This is a genomic window from Micromonospora sp. WMMD961, from assembly GCF_029626145.1.
In the GTDB taxonomy this organism is placed as follows: domain Bacteria; phylum Actinomycetota; class Actinomycetes; order Mycobacteriales; family Micromonosporaceae; genus Micromonospora.
The window spans coordinates 3,506,240-3,525,162 of the sequence record NZ_JARUBJ010000002.1 but is presented as its reverse complement, the minus strand read 5'-3'; the positions used below and the strand labels follow the sequence as shown (position 1 = coordinate 3,525,162).

The window sequence follows — 18,923 nt, the reverse complement described above, 5'->3', positions numbered from 1 at the left end:
GGGCGGGACGAGACACCGGGAGCCGTTCGATCAGTACCCCGTTGGGCCGTTCGATGGAGTCGACATCGCCCGCTCGGGGGACACTGCCCGTCGCGGGGCCGGCGGGCGGAGCGACTGGCGGCGCGAGCGCAATCACGCCCCGAATCGGAAATAACCGTCTCGCCTGATCCGCGAGGTTGATCTGCTTCGCTGATGGTTTGCGGCCGGGAGTCCCCACGATCGGGGCAAAGTGTGGCGTACGCCACCGTATCAGCGGGCAATATCGAGCAATTGGGTCTTTAGCCTCGTCAGGTGCATCCCGACGACCCCTCCGACCAGAAGCTGACCGACGCGCGCCCGACCACCCCATCGGACGACGCCGCATCAACCGAACGGACGATCGGCCGTCACCGCGCCTCCGAGCCGACCCGTCGCACCCTGCTGGGCTCGACCCCGGTCCGGGTGGCGCTGGCCACCGGTGTCACCTGCTGCCTCAGCCTCGTCGCGGTGGCCACCGCCCGGGGCAGCAGCGACGACACGACCCGCCCGGTGGAGCCACTCGCCGAGGCGATGGCCGACCGTGCGGCCATCGCCGACGAGCGCGCCTCCCGGTCGTTGGACCGCGACGTCGCCCCCGCGCGGGTCCTGCCCAGCCCGACGGCGAAGCCCACACCCAGCCCCACCGTGGCGCGCAAGGCGCCCAAGAAGCCGGTCAAGCCGCGCCGACCCCGACCGGTCGCCGGCCTCGACCAGGCGCAGATGGACAACGCGAAGATCATCGTGGACGTCGGCCTGGAGATGAAGATGCCGCGCCGCGCCCTCGTGGTGGCACTGGCCACCGCCATGCAGGAGAGCAACCTCTACAACCTGGCCAGCGACGTCCTGCCGGAGTCGGCCAACTACCCGAACCAGGGCAGTGGCTCCGACCACGACTCGGTCGGGCTGTTCCAGCAGCGACCGAGCAGCGGCTGGGGCACGGTGGCCGAGCTGATGCGCCCCTCGTACGCCGCACGGGCCTTCTACACCGCCCTCAACGAGGTCCCCGGCTGGCAGGACATGAGCGTCACCTACGCCGCCCAGTCCGTGCAGATCTCCGCCTACCCCGACGCGTACGCGCAGCACGAGGAGCGGGCGACGATCGTCGCGTCGGCGCTCACCGCCTGAGCCACCCGCCCACGCCGCCGCCCGGCACGGTCAGCGCCGGCCGGGCGGCGGTTCCGCGCTCCCACCGACTCCCACCCGACGTCCCGATACGCCGGCAGCCGCGGTCGGAGTGTCCGCGGGCACCTGGTCCACCGCCAGTTGACCGAGGATCTCGTCCACCCGGGCCTCACGCCGACGGCGGACGTACAGGGCCGCCTCGAAGTCCCGCCGGGCCTGCACGGCCTCCGCGTACGCCTGCTCCCGCACCTGCCGTGCCTCCTCGCGGGCCTGGTCCAACTCGACACGGGCCCGGGCCAGGAGGTCGGCGGCCTCGCGCCGCGTCGCGTCGTCGGCGTACCGGCCGGCACCGGTGTCGCCCAGGTCCAGCCGTCGGAGCAGCCCGCTGAGCCAGGCCGCCTCCTCGCGGATCTCGTCCCATTCCCGGCCCGACCCGGCGGCGCCCTGGGCCCGCGCCGCGAGCCGGGACAACCGGATCCCCAGCTCGTCCAGGCAGAAATCCACCTGCCGTTGGTCGTAACCGGTGTCAACGACGGAGAACCTCATACTGTCGCCCCCAGGCAGCTGCTGTTACTTCCCCACCTGGATCCTCGGCCCAGACCGCGACGGCCGAGTGGGTTCGGGAAAAATGTTCAGCATGCGTGCGCGGAGGTCGTGCGTCAGACGCGCTTGGGCAGCACGACCACCCGGCCGAAGAACTCGTCGATGCGGCGCACCACGTCGTTGAAGTCGTCCAGGTCGATCGGCTTGGTGACGTACGCGTTGGCCTGCAGCGTGTAGCTGCCGACGATGTCGGTGTCGGCGTTGGAGGTGGTCAGCACGACGATCGGAATGGTCCGCAGATCCTCGTCCTGCTTCACCGCGCCGAGCACCTGCCGACCGTCCATCCGCGGCATGTTCAGGTCGAGCAGGATGACGTCCGGTCGGCGGGCCTGCTGGTGCCGGCCCTCGGCGCGGAGGAACTCCATCGCCTCCTCGCCGTCGCTGACCACGTCGATGACCTTGTCGACGTCGGAATCCGCCAACGCCTCCTCGATCATGAGCACGTCACCCGGGTCGTCGTCGACGACCAGGATGCGTACCGGCTGCGGGCTGTCTGCGCCCATCACTACCTGCCTCGGGTCGGCGGGGCGGGACCTGACGGTCACCGCGCTGGCGGGGAAATCTAGCCCATCACGGGGAGGTCTGCGACGCGGGGTCGAGCGACTCCGGTTCGTAGCGCAACACGTCGGCGAGCCCGGTAACCCGCAACACCCGCTCGACCCGCCCGTTGGCGCCGGTGAGCCGAAGCCACCCTCCGTCGGCTGCCGCCTGGTTGTCCCCCCGGACGAACACGGCCATGCCGGTGGAGTCGCAGAACGTGAGGTCGGTGAGGTCGAGCAGCAGCCGGGTCTCACCGGCGGCGGTCAACTCCTCGATCGCGGCGGTCAACTGGGGGGCGGTGCTCAGATCCAGCTCGCCCGCGAGCCGCAACCAGACGCCCCCGCCGTCGCGCTCGACGTGGCTGACGCTGAACGTCACCGTGCTCCCCCTCGCTCCACCACCGGTGGGACGTTTGCAGTCCGGCAAGTATACGCAGAGCTGAGCCGTCGGCCGGAGGGCGCGGTGATCGACCGGAGCGGCCGTCGGGGGGCCTCGTCAGCGCTCGGCGACGGGGAGCGCGGCGCGCCCCAGGGCGAGCATGCGCCCCGCTCGGGGGAAGTCACGCAACGCGACGCCGTAGTGATCGAAAGGCAGCGCGACGGCGCCGGCGGGCACCCCGCGGCTCACCAGGATCTCTGCCAGCCACTCGACGAACTCGGTGAACAACGTGGGGTCGTCGACGTAGACCGCCGCGGCCAGGAAGTCCACGATGTGACCCAGGTCGCTCACCGTCGAGTCGAGCTGGGTGGCGCTGTAGGCGCGCGCCGCCGGCACCCGCTCTAGCAGGTCGGCCAACGCGCCGTCGATCAGCTCACCCCGACGCCGCACCAGGCTCGCGTACTCGTCGTCGGCCAGGTGCGCCAACCGCGCCGACGGCACCCCGCGCAGCGCCCGTTCGTCGGCGATGAGGTCGGCCGCCCCGGGGGCGTCCGGCGCCCAGGCCACGCCGAGCCGACGCGCCCACCGGCCGTCCGTGCCGAACCCACGCCCGCCGACCACCACGGGTACGTCCGAACGGCGGCACGCCTCGATCATCCGGTGGGCGTACGGCAGCCGCATCGGCAGCGCACACGCCAACGCGACCGCGTGCGCGTCGTAGCGGTGCAGGTACGACACGAGGTGCGCCGCGGGCACGCTGGCGCCCAGGAAGGTCACCTGCCAGCCGCGCAGCCGCAGCACCTCGGCCACCAGCCGGGGCGGCAACGCGTGCCACTCGCCGTCCATGCAGGCGACGACGACCCGTCCGCCGGTCGGGCGCGGGTTGGCGTGCGCGGCAACCGCCGCCACCACCTGCTCGCTGATGTGGGTGGCCGCGTGCTCCTGGGCGACGCTCCACTCGTTGCGCGCCCACCGCTCGCCCACCTCGGCCTGCGCCGGCGCGACCAGGTCCAGCAGCACCCGCTCGGCCGGTACGCCCACGTCGAGCAGGCCGATCGCCAGGTCGATCGCGGCGTACTCGTCGGCGTCGGCGAGGCAGTCCAGGTAGCTGGCGAAGGCCCCGGCAGGGTCGGCGGCCGTCGTGGCGGCGGTCACGCGTCGATCTCCCCCGGCTGGGCGATGTCAGCGAGCTCGGGCACCGAGTGCAGGTGCCGCGGCCCGCGTCCGCCCGGGCCGCTCGCCCGCAGCGCCAGCACCGCGATGTCGTCGTGGTCGCCCTGCGCCAACCAGTCACAGGTGACCTGCTCCACCCGCTCGGCCAGGGCCGGCGCGGGCATCCGTTGACAGCCGGTCACGGCGGCGACCAGGCGTTCCGTGCCGAACTGCTCGTCGCCACGGCGGCCACCACGGGCCTCGGTCACGCCGTCGCTGTAGAGCAGACAGGTCTCCCCCGGTGCCAGCCGCACTGTCACCTCGCCCACCCGGGGGTCGGGGACCACCCCGATCAGCATGCCGCGCAGCGGCACCGACTCCACCTCGCCGGAGTTGCGCAGCACCAGCGGCGGAAGGTGCCCACCGCCGGCCATGGTGAGGGTCAGGCCACCGTCGCGCTGCGGGCGGGCCACGCCGAGCACGATCGTGGCGAAGCGGCCCTGGCCGTGCGCCTGGGTGGTCTCCAGCAGCGCGTCGTTGAGCAGCCGCAGTAGCCGCCCGGGTTGCGACTCCAGCCGGTGCAACGCCTGCAGGCACTGACGCAACTGGCCGGTGAAGACGGCGGCCTCGACGCCCTTGCCCGACACGTCGCCGAGGAAGAACACCGAGCCTCCGTCGGCGAGCCGGTGCGAGCCGTAGAAGTCACCGCCGATGCGCAGCCCCGCCTGCGCGGGCCGGTACGCGGTGCCCCACTGCACGCCCGCGGCCTCGGCCGGCTCGACCGGCAGCAGGCTGGCCTGGAGCGTGTCCGCGACCTCCGCCTGGTCGCGATAGAGCAGTGCGGTGGTCAACGCCGCGCCGGCACGGGCCGCGAACGCGCGGGTCAGGTCGACGTCGGCCTCGTCGTACCAGCGGGTGGCGCGGCGGGCCACCAGCAGCACACCGACCGGCGCGTCCCGGCCGGGCAGCGGGACGACCCGGGCGGCGCTGTCGGTCCCGGCGAGCGCGGGCAGCCAACCGGCGTCCACCGCCTGCTCGACCAACCAGTCCACCGCGTGCGGTTCGACCCCGGTCAGTGCTTCGGCGATGGCGGTCGGCAGGTCACCGCCGGCCAGCACCCCGCTGTCCACGGTCGGGGCGTCGTCGTCGGTGCGCGAGGCCCGCCACCAGCGGGCCCTACCGGCACGTGGGGCGAGCACCAGCACGGCCACCTCGGCCAGGGTCGGCACGGCGAGGCGGACGACCGCGGCGGCGGCCCGGTCGGGGTGCAGCGGATTGCCCAGCTTGTCACCGACCACGGCCAGGAACGCCGAGCGCGCCCGCTCGGCGAGCAACGCGTCGGCGCGGCTGACACGGTCGGTGACGTCCTCGACGTACCAGCAGCAGCGGGCTCCGGAGAGGGGCACCTGGCGGGCGGTGAGCCGGCGCCCTCGATGCGTGAAGTCGCCGTCGGCCATCGAGGGCACAGCGGCCGCGTCGAGCAGCGCGCCGGGAGTCACCTCGGGCAGCAGACGTTGCGCGACCGGGCTGACGTGCCGCACGACGCCGTCGGCGTCACAGACGATCAGGCCCTCCCGGAAATGCTCGACGACCTCGAACCAGTCGGGGGCGTCGAGATCCCGGTCCGGGGCGAGCGGCGGCAGCGCGGCGGAGGACCACGCCGGGGACCGTGTCGTACTCGGCGTGGGAAGCCGTCCGTCGCCCGGGTCTACGTCCCTGACGTCGGAAGCAGTCACCAGCTGAGCCTCACTCCTTGTCGTCCACCCGTAGCCACGCCGGAAACCGGCGTCCATGGTCAGAACTCTCCAGCCCACCCTACGCCCGTCGGCGAACAGTGGCACCTCAGCGGATTCGGGGGGCGACACCGCCGCGCCTCCGCTTTGCGTTTCGTCGCCCGACTGGGAACATGGTGGGATGTCCGATCAGCTGTTGACCATCGAGGCGATCCGGCTCGACGCCGGGCACGTCCGACTCCGGCTGACCGGCGACCTCGACTACGACACCGCGCCCGAGTTGACCGCCGCGGCAGCCGCCCTGCACGGCGACGACGAGGTGCTGGTCGATCTGACCGGGGTCGGCATCTGCGACTCGTCCGGGCTCAGCGCGCTGCTGGTGATGCAGCGCAGCGCCGGGGCGATCCGGCTGACCGGTGTCAGCCCGCAGTTGCAACGGATGCTCGACCGCACGGGCCTGGCCGAGTTGCTGGCCATCCAGCACGACGACGACCTCCGCGCCACCGGCTGATCGTCGGCCACCCCGGCGAGCCGGGGTGGCCCCCGACCCTGGGACCTGGGGTCGGGGGCCGGAAGAATGCCTAGGGGGCCGTCATCGGCTGGAGCCGGGGCCCGTTCTCACGCAGTTCGCCGGTCGGGGGCGGTTCGATGTCCTCGGGCTCTCCCGAATCGGGCGTCTGGTACAGATATCGGACGAACTGCCCACCCGCCTCGTTGTCGTCCGCGCCGGGCCACTGGCCGATGCAGTCCATACCGACCACCTCGCGCCCGGTGCCGTCGGCCTCCTCCAGCAGCGCCCACAGGCTCACCGGGTAACACCTGGTGACCTCGGGAGAGAGCTGCCAGCGTGCGTACCAGCCGGGTCGGGCGGGGACGATCTCGACGATCTGCTTCATGACGACCTTCCTTCCGCGTACCTCGGAAGAACTCCGGTCCTGAGCCGATCGTGCGGGCCGTGCGGGTGAGCACCCCTCACCCCCGCCGGATGAAGCGCCGACGAAGGCCGGACCGGCCCGGCCGGCACCCGCCGTTTCCTTCTCGGCGACGGCGGGAAGGCGACTGGCGCAGCCACGATCCCCAGCGGAAGGGGTGCCACATGCGCAAGCAGATGGAAGGCGACAACCAGAGGCGTCGCGCGCTGGCCCGGCAGGCCCGCGAACAGAGTCGCCAGCCCAGCGAGGTCGGCGCCAGCCTGAGCGCCTCCAAGCAACCCAGGAGCCTCGACGCCGGCAAGCGAGCCGGCCCACCGCCGGCCGGACGGCACAAACCAGACACCACGCGTGGCGGCCCGGCGCCGCCGCAGCTCGGCAGCGCCGACAATCCCCGGCCGCAGCCGTCTCCGCCGAGCGGCGCGTCCGGTGTGCGCAGCATGGGCTACCACGACCTGGTCGACGAGGTCCGTCGTCGTGCCGGGGTCGACTTCAGGACCGCCAAGGTGGGCACCGAGGCGACCGTGCTGGTCCTCGCCTTCGCACTGGAGACCGCCGAGCGGCAGCGGCTGCTCGCGGCGGTGCCGGCGTCGCTGCACGACGTGCTGCCCGTCGACGGCATCGAGCGGCACCAGGACCTACCCGGCTTCCTGGCGGAGGTGGGCCGGATCAGCGGTAACACCCCGGAGCAGGCCCGATACCAGGCCGAGGCGACAATGGCCGCGCTCGCCGCTCAGGACGGCGACCTGGTCGAGTCGTTGCACGTACCCGACGGGCTGCGCGACCTGCTCGACCCGCCAGAGGCCGGCGGCGGCCTGGTCGGCGCCTCCACCACCACGCCCACCCTGGACGCCGACGAGATCGACGCGGCGCTGGACGACCTGCCCTACTGGTCCGGCGACAGCGAGGGCTTCTACCGGGTGGTCGCGCTGCCGCCGGACAACCTGGACCGGGTGCTCGCCCGCCTCGACCAGCTGCGCCGGGACACCGGCCGCGGCCCGAGCATCGGACGTCCCGGCGACACCGCCGCGGTCCTGACCGTACGCACCAACCAGGCCGACGGGGTGACCGCGCTCGACGTGGACCTCGCCCACCAGATCGACGATGCGATCGACGAGGTGGGGGCCGGGATGGCCGGCGGCTGACCGGCCACCGTGACCCGGGCGGGCCGGCGGGCGGGGGCACCCCGCTCCGCCGGCTCCCCGGCCGTGCCGGGGCCAGCGCCGGGCTGGACCGTGGGCTCGGTTAGCGTGCCGGTCATGAACCGCGCCGCCGACCGTCTGGAGCTGGTCGTCGACCCGGTCCGCCGGACCGGGCGAACGCTGCTGTCCGCCGGTGTCGAGCAGTCGTACGTGGACGTCGAGGATCCCCGGCACCTGCACTTCGAGTACGTCCGGCGGATCACCTCGGCGGTGCAGGCGGCGGCCCCGGCCGGCGCGCCGCTGAGCGTCCTGCACCTGGGCGGCGGCGCGTTGACGCTGCCCCGCTGGTTGGCCGCCACCCGACCCGGCTCGCCGCAACGGGTCGTCGAGCGGGACGCGGCGGTGGTCGAGCTGGTGGCCCGGGAGTTGCCGCCGCTGCCGCCGGAGGTGCGGGTGGAGGTCGCCGACGCCCGGGACGCCCTGACCGACACCCCGGACGGCCAGTACGACCTGGTGATCGCCGACATCTACCGGGCCGCCCAGATGCCCCGGCACGTGCGCACCGTCGAGTTCGCCGCCGAGGTGGCCCGTGTCCTCGGCCCAGGCGGGACGTACCTGGTCAACGTCACCGACCTGCCGCCGCTGGTCGGCACGCGGGCACAGGTGGCGACGTTGCGGGCGGTCTTCGCCGACGTGTGCGTCATCGGCGACCGGCGGATGCTGCGCGGCCGGCGGTACGGCAACCTGGTGCTGGCCGCCACCTCCCGCCCCGACGGGCTGCCGGTGGCCCGACTGGCGGTGGCCGCCCTGCGCGACCCGGTGCCCGGTGGCCTGCTGCACGCCACCGCGCTCGACTTGTTCGTCGCCTGTGCCCGCCCGGTCACCGACGCGGACGACGGGCGCTGACCACCGTCGACCCGCCGCACACTGTGTGCACCGAACACCCATCGTGTCCCCGATGCCGGGTTTCCGACGCCCCACGAGGGGAAGTCGCGGCGGATGAGCAACGCCGACGATCGGGCGACGGCCCGCCGGACGCTGATCGTGATCGGCCTGGTGCTGGCGACTGTGCTCGCGCTGGCCTTCGTGTACGTGACCCGCCGGGTGCTGACCTGGGCCGTGGTCGCCGCGTTCTTCGCCGTCGCGCTCAAGCCCCTCGTCGACCGGCTGCAACGCCGTCGCGTCCGACGCCGGTCCCTGGCCACGCTGCTCGTGTTCCTCGCCGCGTTCGTGCTGCTGGCGATCCTGGCGGCGCTCATCCTGGTGCCGTTGTTCGACGAGGTGGGCCGGTTCGCCGACCGGGCGCCCGGACTGTTGCACGAAGCGCGCGCCGGTCAGGGCCCGCTGGGGCGCCTGCTGGAGCGCACCGGGGCGCGACGTTACCTGAGCGAACACTCCGGCCAACTGAGCGACCTCGGCACCCGGCTGCGTCAACCCGCGGTGGGCGTGCTGCGCGGCGTCGTCGAGACGGTCGCCGGGCTGGTCACGGTCATCGTGCTGGCGTACCTCATGGTGTTGGAGGCCCCGCGGATCACCCGGGGCGTCCTCGCGGTGGCCGGGGACGGTCAGGGCGAGCGACTGCGCCGGGTCGGCCGGGAGGTGTCGCGGACGGTCACCGGCTACCTGACCGGCAACCTGCTGATCAGCGTGATCTGCGGGGTGTTGACCTACGTGGTGCTCGCCGTCACCGGGGTGCCGTTCGCGGCCGTGATCGCCCTGCTGGTGGCGGTGGCCGACCTGATACCGCTGGTCGGCGCGACGCTCGGCGCGGTGATCGCGGCCGGGGCCGGGTTCCTGCACTCTCCCACCGCAGGCGTGGTGGTGCTGGTCTTCTTCGTGGTCTACCAGCAGGTGGAGAACCACCTGCTGCAACCGCTCATCCTGTCCCGGGCGGTCCGGCTCAACCCGCTGACAGTGCTGGTCAGCGTGCTGCTCGCGGCGGAGCTGGCCGGTCTGCTCGGCGCGCTGCTGGCCATCCCCGCCGCCGGCATCGTCCAGACCCTGCTGCGGGAATACGGGCCGCGCCGGCTCCGGCCCGGAACCGCACGTCGACCGGCCGGTCCCGCCCCGCAGGGCTGACCGGCGCGGCACCCGCTCAGCGGGCCCGGGTCGCGACCTCCGGCGTGGTGCTCTCCAACGGCACCGCGTTGCCCGGCACCAACCCCAGTTGCACCGCCGACCGGGTCAGCGCGGCGTCCAGGGCCCAGTCGGCACTGACCCGTGTGCGGTTTCCCGGCATCGCCATCAGGTGGTACGCCCGGGTCACCGCCTTCGCCGGCAGCCCGGCCAGGTTGACGTGCAACGGGTTCGCCGCCGCGTCCTTGCCGCCCAGGTCGACGACCCAGCCCAGGTCGTGGTGCTTGTACGGCTTGCGCCGGCCGAAGCCGTACGACGCCGCGATGTTGTGCGCCGCGCGTTTGCCCTGCCGCTGCGCGTGCTGAGCTGTCATCCCGCAGACCTTCCCAGGGTTGAGCAGGTCCGGCACCGCGGCAGCGTCACCGATGGCGTACACCTCCGGGTAGCCGGGGACGTTGAGGAACTCGTCGGTCACCAGCCGGCCCCGGTCGGTACGCAACCCCAGCTCGTTGACGAACGGGTCGGGCCGCACCCCCACACACCACACGAGGCTGCAGGTCGGCACGTACTCGCCGTCGGTGAGCTTCACCCCGTCGCAGGTGGCCTCCGCCACCGACGTGCCCATCCGGACGTCCACACCCCGCCGTTCGAGCACCCGGTGCGAGGTGTCCGACATCCGCTTGTCCAGCTCCGGCAGCACCCGGGACGCGACGTCGAGCAGCATCCAGCGCGGGCGGACGGTGAGCCGGGGCCGCTGGGCGTGCAACGCGTCGGTGAACAACTGCCCGTGCGCGGCGACCTCGGTGCCGGTGTAACCGGCGCCCACCACCACGAACGTGGCCCGCGCCTGCTGCTCGGCCGGGTCCTCGGCCTGCTCGGCCAACTCGATCTGCCGGACGATGTGGTCGTGCAGGTAGACAGCCTCCGGTAGGCCACGGAAGCCGTGCGCGTACTCGGTCACCCCGGGGATCGGCAGCAACTTGTTCACACTGCCCACGGCGAGCACCAGCCGGTCGTACGCCAGCCGGTTCTTGTCCCCCTCCGCCTGGGTGAAGCCGACCCAGCGGTTCTGCAGGTCGACGTGGTCCGCCTCGCCGATCACCACACGGACGTTCTTGAGCGTCCCGGTCAGCGGCACCGCGATCCGTTTGGGCTCGACCACCCCGGCGGCAACCTCGGGCAGCAACGGCAGATAGAGGAAGTAGTCGGTGGAGTTCAGCACCACGATCTCGGCCCGGTCCCGGGCGATCCGGCTCAACGTCTTCGCCGCGTGGTAACCGGCGAACCCGGCCCCCACGATCACCACACGAGGTTTCGTCATTGCGGGCCGTTTCCCGTCGGAGCCCGGGACAAACGTCCCCGAAGCAGTCGGTCGCCTTGCGGAGTTCACACGATCGCAACAGTCGCGCCGGCAACTCCTGGCCGCTCCCACGGCGTTTGAGGTCGCGTCACACGTCCCCGACCTCCGGAGTGAACCCGTGCGTTACCGATCCACCGTCGCGGTGCTGGCGTCCATGACGCTGCTCGCCGGCTGCACAGCCGACCCGCCAGCGGCACCGACGAGGGGCGGCACCTTCGCGACCCCGTCCGGCGGTCCAGCGCTCTCCGGCCCGTACGCGGCCTGGACGGCGGGCCTCTCCACGCCGGTCGTCGACCCGCTCTACCCCGAGCGCGGCACCGACGCGGTGGACGTCCTGCACTACGGGCTGGATCTCGACTGGTCGCCCAGCAGGCGCACCCTCACCGGCACCGCGACCGTGCACCTGCGGCCCACCCGGGACGCACAGTCGGTGAGCCTGGACTTCACGCCGTACGCCATCGACACCGTCACCGTCGACGGCCAGGCCGCCAAGGGCGCGGTCTCCCGCGAGAAGCTCGTGGTCGAGACCCCGGTCCGCGCGGACGTCCCGATCACCCTGGTCGTCGGCTACCACGGCAAGCCGTCGACCACCCCGATGCCCTCCAAGCGTGGCGACGCCCACCCGCTCGGGCTGACCGTCGACAGCGACGGCGGGGTCTGGACGATGCAGGAGCCGTTCGGGGCGTTCACCTGGTACCCGGCCAACGACCACCCGTCCGACGAGGCGCTCTACGACATCGCGGTCACCGCACCCAAGGGGTGGACGGGTGTGGCCAGCGGCACCCCGGTCGGGCAGAGCGGCAACACGTTCAGCTACCGCAGCACCGCCCCGGTGGCGTCGTACCTGACCACGCTCGCGGTCGGGAAGTACAAGAAGTTGGCGGCCACCGGTCCACGCGGCATCCCGGTCACCACCTGGTACCGCGCGAAGGACGCGCAGTATCTGCCGATGCTCAAGCGGTCACCGGCGTTCCTGACCTGGCTGGAGGAGCGCTTCGGGCCGTACCCGTTCGATTCCGCCGGCCTCGTCATGGTCGAGTCCGGCTCGGCCATGGAGACCCAGCAGATGGTCACCCTGGGCGAGGTCCAGCCGCAACGCGGTGACAAGATGTTCGACCTCACCACCGTGCACGAGTACGCCCACCACTGGTTCGGCGACGCCGTCACCCTCACCGACTGGCGCGACATGTGGCTCAACGAAGGCTGGGCCCTCTACGTGCAGAAGCTCTACGAGCAGGACAAGTACGGGCTGTCCGACGCCGAGCTGGTCGCGTCGAGCCGGCAACGCGACGGGGAACTGCGCAAGGAGTACGGCCCGCCGAGCAAGCCCGACCCCGGCGAGTTCGGTGCGACGAACGTCTACACCTGCGGCGCGGCGATGCTGCGCCAACTGCACCAGGCGCTGGGCGACGAGCGGTTCTTCGACCTGGCACGTGGTTGGGTGCAGGAGAACCTGCACACCCAGCAGACCAGGGCGTCGTTCACCGCGTACGTCAACAAGAAGACCGGCCACGACTTCACCGCGTTGATCGATGCGTGGCTGGACTCCCCCACGACGCCCCCGGAAACCGGCCCCCTCCGGTAGTGACGCACTGACCCGCCGCCGGGTCGCCGGCCGCCGAGATCGGCGGGGACAGGTCAGGCGGCGGGTTGGGCGGTGATCGCCCACCGCTCGTGGTCGCGCCAGGCGCCGTCGACGAACAGGTAGTCCGGAGAGAAGCCCTCCAACCGGAAACCGAGCTTGCGGGCCACCCGCCGGGACGGCTCGTTGCCCGGCTGGATGTTCGCCTCCAGCCGATGCAGCCCGGCGCTCGTGAACGCGTGGTCGATCACCAGGGCGACACCCGCCGAGGCGTGCCCGGTCCCGCTGTACGGCAGGAACGCCGCGTACCCCAGGTACCCGCCGCGCAGCGCGCCCAGCACGATCCCGCTGATGTTCACGTAACCGGCGATCTCGCCGCTGGCCCGGTCACAGATCAGGTAGCCGGCGCTGTCACGGCGACGGATCCGGCGCAGGTAGTCGTCGTACTCCTCGGGGGTGCCCGGCGCTGCCAACCACGGGTGGTGCAGGTCCCGGCTGCGCCGCGCGGCGGCGACGAACTCGTCGGAGTCGGTGGGCCGGGGCCGCCGGATCGCGGCGGGACCACCGCTACGCAGGTATCTCACGGCCGACCACTCTGACCGACCGCTGCCGCCGTTGTCCAACCGGCCGCCCGGTGGGCGCACGTGACCACCACATCACTGATCGAGCACGATCATGCGGGCGTTGGTCGCGCCGAGCGAGGCATCAGCAGGCTGAACTCCTGACCATCAGGGTCGGCCAGCGCGAGACGGCCCGTCCCGTCCGGGTCGATGCCGAGCCGGGTCGCACCGAGCGAGAGCAGACGGTCGACCTCGACCTGCCAGTCGACGCCAGCGGCCGGGGCGAGATCGAAACGCACCCGGTCCCGGCCGCCGTTCGACATGTACGGCGGACCGCCCCAGGTGATCTTCGTGCCACCGTTCGGTGACTGGATGGCGGTCTCCTCGCCCTCGTCCCAGACCAGCGGCCACCCGAGCGCCCGACTCCAGAAGTACCCCACCGCCTGCGATCCGTCGCAGGCCAGCGCACCGACGAAGCCGCAGCCGGCGAGGAAATTGTTACCCGGTGCGATGACGTCGAACTCGTTGCCCTCGGGGTCGGCGAGCACCACATGATCGATCTCCGGGCCCTGCCCGATGTCGGCGTGCCGCGCGCCGAGATCCAACGCCCTGGCCACCGTCTGCCGCTGGTCCTCCAACGAGCTGCTGGTCAGGTCGAAGTGCATCCGGTTCTGGGCGACCTTCGGCTGATCCCAGGGCACGAAGCGCAGGCGCAGTTCCGGGTCGGCTCCCGGCAGGACCAGGACGCCGTCCTGCGGATCCTCCACCATCTCCCAGCCCAGCAACGCGGACCAGAACCGGGCGAGCCGCAACGGCTCACGCGCGTCGAAGGTGATCGCGAACAGGTGTGCGGTCATCGCTACGCTCGTCTCCCATCCGACCGGACGCCGTGCCAGCCGTCGGAGCGCGAGCCTAGGGATGCGCCAGGGCGACCGCACCCGAGTTTCGGCGGGGTCATCCCCGGTAGGGCGGGGCCACACCCCAGCCCCAGCGTGGGACCGGGCAGCCTCCCTGATCTATCGCTGCCCTGCGGCGGTGGCTGATCAGGGGCACCGCGCGGCGCGTCGTCGGTGCGAGAATCCACCGGTGGAGAACGAGTTGCGGGCGGCCCTGACCGGCGTACGGGACGCGTTCGCCCGGTATCCGCGCCGCGCGGTGCTCGATGGATGCCCGCACTGCAAGGGCAGCGTGCTGGTCGACGAGCAGGACCTGTTCTCACTGACCATCAGCCTCGGCACCACGGTCGGCACCCGGGCCGATGTGAAGGCCCTGCTCCCCGTACTCTTCGAGCGCCTGCTCGCCGCCGACGACCTCGACCCCGGCATCGTCCTGGGCAAGCTCCCCCACCAGGAGTGGCGCACCTGGCCGGGGCGCGAGCAGACCGCCGTCGACGCGTACCTCGACGCGGTGTGGCGGTCGTTGCTCGCCGGCCACCCGTCGCGGCTCGGGTCGTTCACCGACCCGGCGACCTTCCTGGACGCGGCCCGCGCGGCCGACGAGCGCGTCGACCGATTCCTTGCCGTCTGGGACGCCACGCTCACCCCGCCGGCCGACCGTCATTTGGCCGACCTGGTCAGCGGACTCAGCTTCGCCAACCAGAAGCCGAGCGTCCTCGGCGACTGGTTACGCCGGGACGCGACGCGCGACCGCCTCCACCGCGCATGGGAACGTGACCACGATTCGCCCTGGGCCGATGACCTCGCCCGCGCCTACGACCTCCTCCGGCAGTGACGGCGGCCGCTTCGCCACTGAACCAGATGCACCTACACGAGCTGACGTCGACCAAGAAGCGCCCTCGACGAGGAGACCCGATGGATACCGGAGCGCAGGACTGCGTCGTTGCCGCTCTGTCCAGCCTGGTGCACGGCCGTGTCGACAGTGGCCAGGTAACCCGGGAGCCCGGTCGACAACTGCGGTGGGTGGCAGCCGGCACTGCCACGCCGCCGGTCGTGCTGATCTCCGGAGCCGGCGAAGTCGGGCTGGACTGGGCCGTCGTCCTCCCGTCGTTGGCCCAGACGACTCGCGTCATCACCTACGACCGAGCCGGCCTCGGCGCCAGCGACCCCGTCCCGCGACCGACACTGGATGCCCAGGTGCGCGACCTCGTGGCGCTGCTGGACAAGGTCGGTCCCGCCGTACTGGTCGGCCACAGCTGGGGTGGACTGCTCGCCCAACTGGCCGCGTTCGCCAGCCCCGACCACACGCTTGGCCTGGTCCTGCTCGATCCGTTCCACGAGGACACCACGGCAGAGGTGCCGCTGGGTCTGCGTGTCTCGTCGAACCTTCTGTTCAACGCCATCCCGCTGCTCAAGGCGATCGGGCTCTTCGACCGGATCGCCGCGAACATGGGCCGCACGCTCGCTGAGCGCTGCACCGACGACCCCGAGACCCAGGCTCTGGTCGTCGAGGCGTACCGGGCCAGCTATCGCACCTCCGCTCAGGTCGCGACCATTCGCGCGGAGAACCGCCTCGCCAACACCTGCACCCGAGAGGTACGCGCCGCACGGGCGACGTCGACCGCACCCGACGTGCCGATGAGGATCCTGACCGCGACCCGCGGCAAGCCGCCAGCGCTGCGACAGCGCGCCGGGGACCTCGCCGACCGGACCGCCACGGCCTTCCCCCGCGGCATCCACGTCGTGGTGCCCGACAGCGGCCACTACATCCACAAGGACCAGCCGGCCGCCGTGGTCGACGCCGTGCGCGCTGTCCTCGCCCAGGCCGACGGGAAGACGCCGTAGCGGACCCACGGCGTGTCAGCAGCCGGGCGACCGACCGGTCAGAGCGGGCCGGAGAACGGCTGCTGCATCGGCATGGGGACCTGGAGGAAGGTCGTGCCGCGCATGTCCAGCCAGGCCCGGTCGGGCCCACGGACCAGTCGCATCATCACCGCTTCACAGGACGGGCAGCGCGCCACCAGGCCCGGGGCGTGCGAGTAGACGTGCAGGCTGGCCATCGAGCCGGTCATCCCGCAGTTCTCGCAGCGGCCCATCGCGCTGCTCAGGTCGACGGTGAACAGCTCGCGCATCGGGCCGTCGAGCATGTTGCCGTCCACGTACGACATCTCGGTCATCGGATCTCCTCGACAGGGCGTGCGTCAGCCGGTGGGGCCGAAGCGTTCGGTCTTGACCCGCCGCGACGGGTGACCCAGCCCCACCAGCAGGTCGGCCACGGTCTCCACGAACGCGGTCGGGCCACACACGTAGGTGAGCGGTTCCAGGTCCGGCGGCCAGCCGTGCGTGTTGACGTCCGCCAGCCCGATCCGGTGCGGCTCACCGCGCCAGCCCTCGGGCGCCTCGCGGGTGTAGACGTACGCGACATCCAGGCCGAAGTCGTCGCGGACCCGGCGACGCAGCTCGTCGGCGTAGATCACGTCGCCGGGCGTGCGCACCGAGTAGATCAGCCGGAACGGCGCCTTGCTGCCCACCGCCCGCCGGGCCCGGATCATCGCCATCAGCGGCACGACGCCGGAGCCACCGGCGACGAGCTGCACCGGTGCGGTCTCCTCCGGCCGCCAGATGAACCACCCACCCAGCGGTCCGCGGACCTCCAGCGGGTCGCCTTCACCGAAGACGTCGATGAGGTACGGGGACACTTCGCCGTCGTGCACCCGTTGGACGGTCACCTCGACGCGCGGGCCGCCCGGCCCGTCCACGACCGGCCCGGCGATCGAGTACGACCGGGCAGCCTGGTAACCGTCCGGGGCGGTGAGCCGCAGGTCGACGTGCTGCCCGGGCAGGTGCCCCGGCCAGTCCGGCACCTCCAGCACCAGGGTCTGCGCGCTCGGTGTCTCCACCCGACGCTCCACCAGCCGGCCCACCTGCCAACGGTTCGGCGTCCGGCGCTGGGTGCTCGTCGCCACGGCGCGCTCAGTCACCCTGGTACCGCTGTTCGCGCCACGGGTCGCCGTAGTCGTGGTAGCCGGCGGTCTCCCAGAACCCCGGCTCGTCCATCGTCTTGAGCCGGATGCCGCGCACCCACTTGGCGGACTTCCAGAAATACAGGTGGGGCACCAGCAGTCGCGCCGGCCCGCCGTGCTCGGCGGGCAGCGGGGCGCCGTCGAAGGTGTGCACCACCCAGGCCTGACCGCCGCGCAGGTCGTCGAGCGGCAGGTTGGTGGTGTACCCACCGTAGGAGTGCGCCAGCGCGAAGTGCGCTCCCGTGTCGACGTCGGCGAGCAGGGTGTCCAGTGAGACGCCCTGCCAGGTGGTGCCGAGCTTGGACCAGCGGGTGACGCAGTGGATGTCCACCTGCGGCGTCTCCTGTGGAAGGGCCATCAACTCCTGCCACGACCACCGGTGTTCGCTGCCGTTCTCGGCGGCGATGACGAACTCCCAGGTGTCCAGGGACACTCGGGGCGTCGGGCCGGCCGAGAGCACCGGAAAGTCCTCGGTCAGGTACTGACCGGGTGGCAGGGCCGGCTCCTGCGTTCGGGGCCGACCCTGGAAGCCCGGTGACACGATTCCCATTGCACAGTCGTACCACCCGCGCCGGTGGGTGCGGGAGCTTTCCCGCGTACCCCCTCGTCGTCGCGGCGCGGCGCGGTCAGTGCCGTTCCGCGACGACCTCGCGATCCTCGGGTACGTCGCCACCCCGGGTGGCGCGCAGGCTGGTCACGGTGACCACCACCAGCACACCGATGATCACGCCGAGCGAGGCCAGGGTGGGGATCTGCGGCACGCTGTCCCAGATGCCGTGCGCCCAGTGCAGACCGAGCTTGAGGCCGATGAACGCCAGGATGATGGCCAGGCCGTAGCTGAGGTGCACCAGCCGGCTCAGCGCCGCGTGCAGGACGAAGTAGAGCGCGCGCAGGCCGAGCAAGGCGAACGCGTTGGTGGCGAAGACCAGGTACGGGTCGTCGGTGATGCCGTAGACCGCCGGCACCGAGTCGACCGCGAAGACGATGTCGGTTGCCAGTACGGCGACCACCACCAGGGCGAACGGGGTGAGGGCCCGCTTCGCACCCTGCCGGACGGTCATCCTGGTGCCGTGGTAGTCGTCGACCACCGGCATGACCTTGCGCAGCAGCTTCACCGAGCGCATCTTGTTGATGTCGACTTCCTGCTGGTGCCCGGACATGGCGTCGCGCAGCAGCTTCGCCGCGGTGGCGAGGAGGATGATCGCGAAGAGCAGGAAGGCGAAGTCGAGGGTCTTCAACGCGGCCGCGCCGAGGGCGATGAAGACGGCCCGCAGCACCAACGCGCCGGCGATGCCGTAGAGCAGCACCCGCTGGGCCAGCACCGCCGGCACCGCGAACGCGGCCAGCAGCAGCATGAAGACGAAGAGGTTGTCGACCGAGAGCGACTTCTCCACCAGGTAACCGGTGAGGTACTTCACGCCCTGGTCGGAGCCGTAGCGGGACCAGATCCAGGCGCCGAACGCCAGCGGCAGGGCGACGTAGAACGCCGACCAGCCGATGGCCTCCCGCATGGACACCTCGTGCGGGCGGCGGGTGACCAGGAAGTCCAGCACCAGCAGCAGGACCACGCCGATGATCGTGACCGCCCACAGCGTGGGCGTGCCGACCGACGACAGGTCACTGGCGGCGGACAGGTACGACACTTCGCTCATTGGGGTCTCCTCGAACACCGTCATGTTCGAGGTCTCCTTCACCCATTACGTGATGGGCAACCACCCGAGGCGCGCCGGGCGCGCCGTACTGACCGGAATGGTTCGTGGGAAGTACTCCCCTCGCACGACAAGGTTAGGCCAGGCCGAATCGCCATGC

At 71.9% G+C, this 18,923-nt stretch carries 21 protein-coding genes; 8 read left to right on the top strand and 13 right to left on the bottom strand.

The annotated features are described in order from the left end of the window. Positions 1 to 291 precede the first annotated feature (291 nt). Positions 292 to 1,143 (top strand): hypothetical protein, encoded by an 852-nt coding sequence (locus tag O7614_RS15955; protein ID WP_278139252.1) that lies wholly within the window; start codon positions 292 to 294, stop codon positions 1,141 to 1,143. A 30-nt stretch (positions 1,144 to 1,173) separates the two neighbouring features. Here the strand turns inward: O7614_RS15955 and O7614_RS15950 are convergent, their stop codons facing one another. The 5 genes from O7614_RS15950 to O7614_RS15930 form a co-directional block, all read right to left on the bottom strand. Beyond that, on the bottom strand, positions 1,174 to 1,686 hold the full coding sequence (locus O7614_RS15950; RefSeq protein WP_278139251.1) for an ATPase: 513 nt from the start codon (positions 1,684 to 1,686) through the stop codon (positions 1,174 to 1,176). Between the two features lie 113 nt (positions 1,687 to 1,799). Further along, positions 1,800 to 2,246: a response regulator gene (locus O7614_RS15945; protein ID WP_145782537.1), complete on the bottom strand. Its 447-nt coding sequence runs from the start codon at positions 2,244 to 2,246 to the stop codon at positions 1,800 to 1,802. A 67-nt stretch (positions 2,247 to 2,313) separates the two neighbouring features. Further along, positions 2,314 to 2,661 (bottom strand): STAS domain-containing protein, encoded by a 348-nt coding sequence (locus O7614_RS15940; protein WP_278139250.1) that lies wholly within the window; start codon positions 2,659 to 2,661, stop codon positions 2,314 to 2,316. Positions 2,662 to 2,778: 117 nt separating this feature from the next. Then, the gene (locus O7614_RS15935) at positions 2,779 to 3,816 is read right to left on the bottom strand and encodes a cobalamin-dependent protein (protein ID WP_278139249.1); all 1,038 of its coding nucleotides are present in this window, start codon (positions 3,814 to 3,816) and stop codon (positions 2,779 to 2,781) included. Next, positions 3,813 to 5,549 (bottom strand): PP2C family protein-serine/threonine phosphatase, encoded by a 1,737-nt coding sequence (locus O7614_RS15930; protein ID WP_278139248.1) that lies wholly within the window; start codon positions 5,547 to 5,549, stop codon positions 3,813 to 3,815. Before O7614_RS15930 ends, O7614_RS15935 begins: the two co-directional genes overlap by 4 nt. 178 nt (positions 5,550 to 5,727) lie before the next feature. Between O7614_RS15930 and O7614_RS15925 the strand changes: the two genes are divergently transcribed. Further along, positions 5,728 to 6,057: an STAS domain-containing protein gene (locus O7614_RS15925; protein ID WP_278139247.1), complete on the top strand. Its 330-nt coding sequence runs from the start codon at positions 5,728 to 5,730 to the stop codon at positions 6,055 to 6,057. 70 nt (positions 6,058 to 6,127) lie between these two features. Here O7614_RS15925 and O7614_RS15920 read toward each other — a convergent pair whose 3' ends face one another. Continuing rightward, entirely contained in the window at positions 6,128 to 6,442 is a 315-nt protein-coding gene (locus O7614_RS15920) for a hypothetical protein (RefSeq protein ID WP_278139246.1), read from the bottom strand. Positions 6,443 to 6,642: 200 nt separating this feature from the next. Between O7614_RS15920 and O7614_RS15915 the strand changes: the two genes are divergently transcribed. The 3 genes from O7614_RS15915 to O7614_RS15905 all read left to right on the top strand — a co-directional run bounded on the left by O7614_RS15915 (position 6,643) and on the right by O7614_RS15905 (position 9,696). Further along, entirely contained in the window at positions 6,643 to 7,620 is a 978-nt protein-coding gene (locus tag O7614_RS15915; RefSeq protein WP_278139245.1) for a DUF2267 domain-containing protein, read from the top strand. A 114-nt stretch (positions 7,621 to 7,734) separates the two neighbouring features. Beyond that, entirely contained in the window at positions 7,735 to 8,523 is a 789-nt protein-coding gene (locus O7614_RS15910) for a fused MFS/spermidine synthase (RefSeq protein WP_278139244.1), read from the top strand. Between the two features lie 93 nt (positions 8,524 to 8,616). Then, positions 8,617 to 9,696 carry an AI-2E family transporter gene (locus tag O7614_RS15905; protein ID WP_278139243.1) on the top strand — a complete coding sequence of 360 codons (1,080 nt, stop codon included), beginning with the start codon at positions 8,617 to 8,619 and terminating at the stop codon, positions 9,694 to 9,696. Positions 9,697 to 9,712: 16 nt separating this feature from the next. Here the strand turns inward: O7614_RS15905 and O7614_RS15900 are convergent, their stop codons facing one another. Beyond that, on the bottom strand, positions 9,713 to 11,014 hold the full coding sequence (locus O7614_RS15900) for an NAD(P)/FAD-dependent oxidoreductase (RefSeq protein WP_278139242.1): 1,302 nt from the start codon (positions 11,012 to 11,014) through the stop codon (positions 9,713 to 9,715). A 157-nt stretch (positions 11,015 to 11,171) separates the two neighbouring features. On the opposite strand from O7614_RS15900, the gene O7614_RS15895 reads away from it, so the two are divergent. Then, a complete protein-coding gene (locus tag O7614_RS15895) occupies positions 11,172 to 12,638 on the top strand; it encodes a M1 family metallopeptidase (protein WP_278139241.1) in 1,467 nt (488 codons plus the stop codon). Positions 12,639 to 12,691: 53 nt separating this feature from the next. On the opposite strand, the gene O7614_RS15890 is transcribed toward O7614_RS15895, so the two are convergent. Then, a complete protein-coding gene (locus O7614_RS15890; protein ID WP_278139240.1) occupies positions 12,692 to 13,219 on the bottom strand; it encodes a GNAT family protein in 528 nt (175 codons plus the stop codon). Between the two features lie 89 nt (positions 13,220 to 13,308). After that, positions 13,309 to 14,052 (bottom strand): VOC family protein, encoded by a 744-nt coding sequence (locus O7614_RS15885; RefSeq protein WP_278139239.1) that lies wholly within the window; start codon positions 14,050 to 14,052, stop codon positions 13,309 to 13,311. A gap of 229 nt (positions 14,053 to 14,281) precedes the next feature. Between O7614_RS15885 and O7614_RS15880 the strand changes: the two genes are divergently transcribed. Both O7614_RS15880 and O7614_RS15875 read left to right on the top strand, forming a co-directional pair. After that, complete coding sequence (locus tag O7614_RS15880) at positions 14,282 to 14,926, top strand: hypothetical protein (protein ID WP_278139238.1); 645 nt, start codon at positions 14,282 to 14,284, stop codon at positions 14,924 to 14,926. Positions 14,927 to 15,006: 80 nt separating this feature from the next. Then, positions 15,007 to 15,936 (top strand): alpha/beta hydrolase, encoded by a 930-nt coding sequence (locus tag O7614_RS15875; RefSeq protein ID WP_278139237.1) that lies wholly within the window; start codon positions 15,007 to 15,009, stop codon positions 15,934 to 15,936. 38 nt (positions 15,937 to 15,974) lie between these two features. Here the strand turns inward: O7614_RS15875 and O7614_RS15870 are convergent, their stop codons facing one another. The 4 genes from O7614_RS15870 to O7614_RS15855 form a co-directional block, all read right to left on the bottom strand. Beyond that, positions 15,975 to 16,268 carry a DUF6510 family protein gene (locus O7614_RS15870; RefSeq protein WP_278139236.1) on the bottom strand — a complete coding sequence of 98 codons (294 nt, stop codon included), beginning with the start codon at positions 16,266 to 16,268 and terminating at the stop codon, positions 15,975 to 15,977. 24 nt (positions 16,269 to 16,292) lie between these two features. Continuing rightward, on the bottom strand, positions 16,293 to 17,057 hold the full coding sequence (locus tag O7614_RS15865; RefSeq protein ID WP_278142269.1) for a ferredoxin reductase: 765 nt from the start codon (positions 17,055 to 17,057) through the stop codon (positions 16,293 to 16,295). 7 nt (positions 17,058 to 17,064) lie between these two features. Beyond that, entirely contained in the window at positions 17,065 to 17,664 is a 600-nt protein-coding gene (locus O7614_RS15860; protein ID WP_278139235.1) for a sulfite oxidase-like oxidoreductase, read from the bottom strand. A gap of 76 nt (positions 17,665 to 17,740) precedes the next feature. Next, positions 17,741 to 18,766 (bottom strand): TerC/Alx family metal homeostasis membrane protein, encoded by a 1,026-nt coding sequence (locus O7614_RS15855; protein ID WP_278142268.1) that lies wholly within the window; start codon positions 18,764 to 18,766, stop codon positions 17,741 to 17,743. Positions 18,767 to 18,923: the final 157 nt, after the last annotated feature.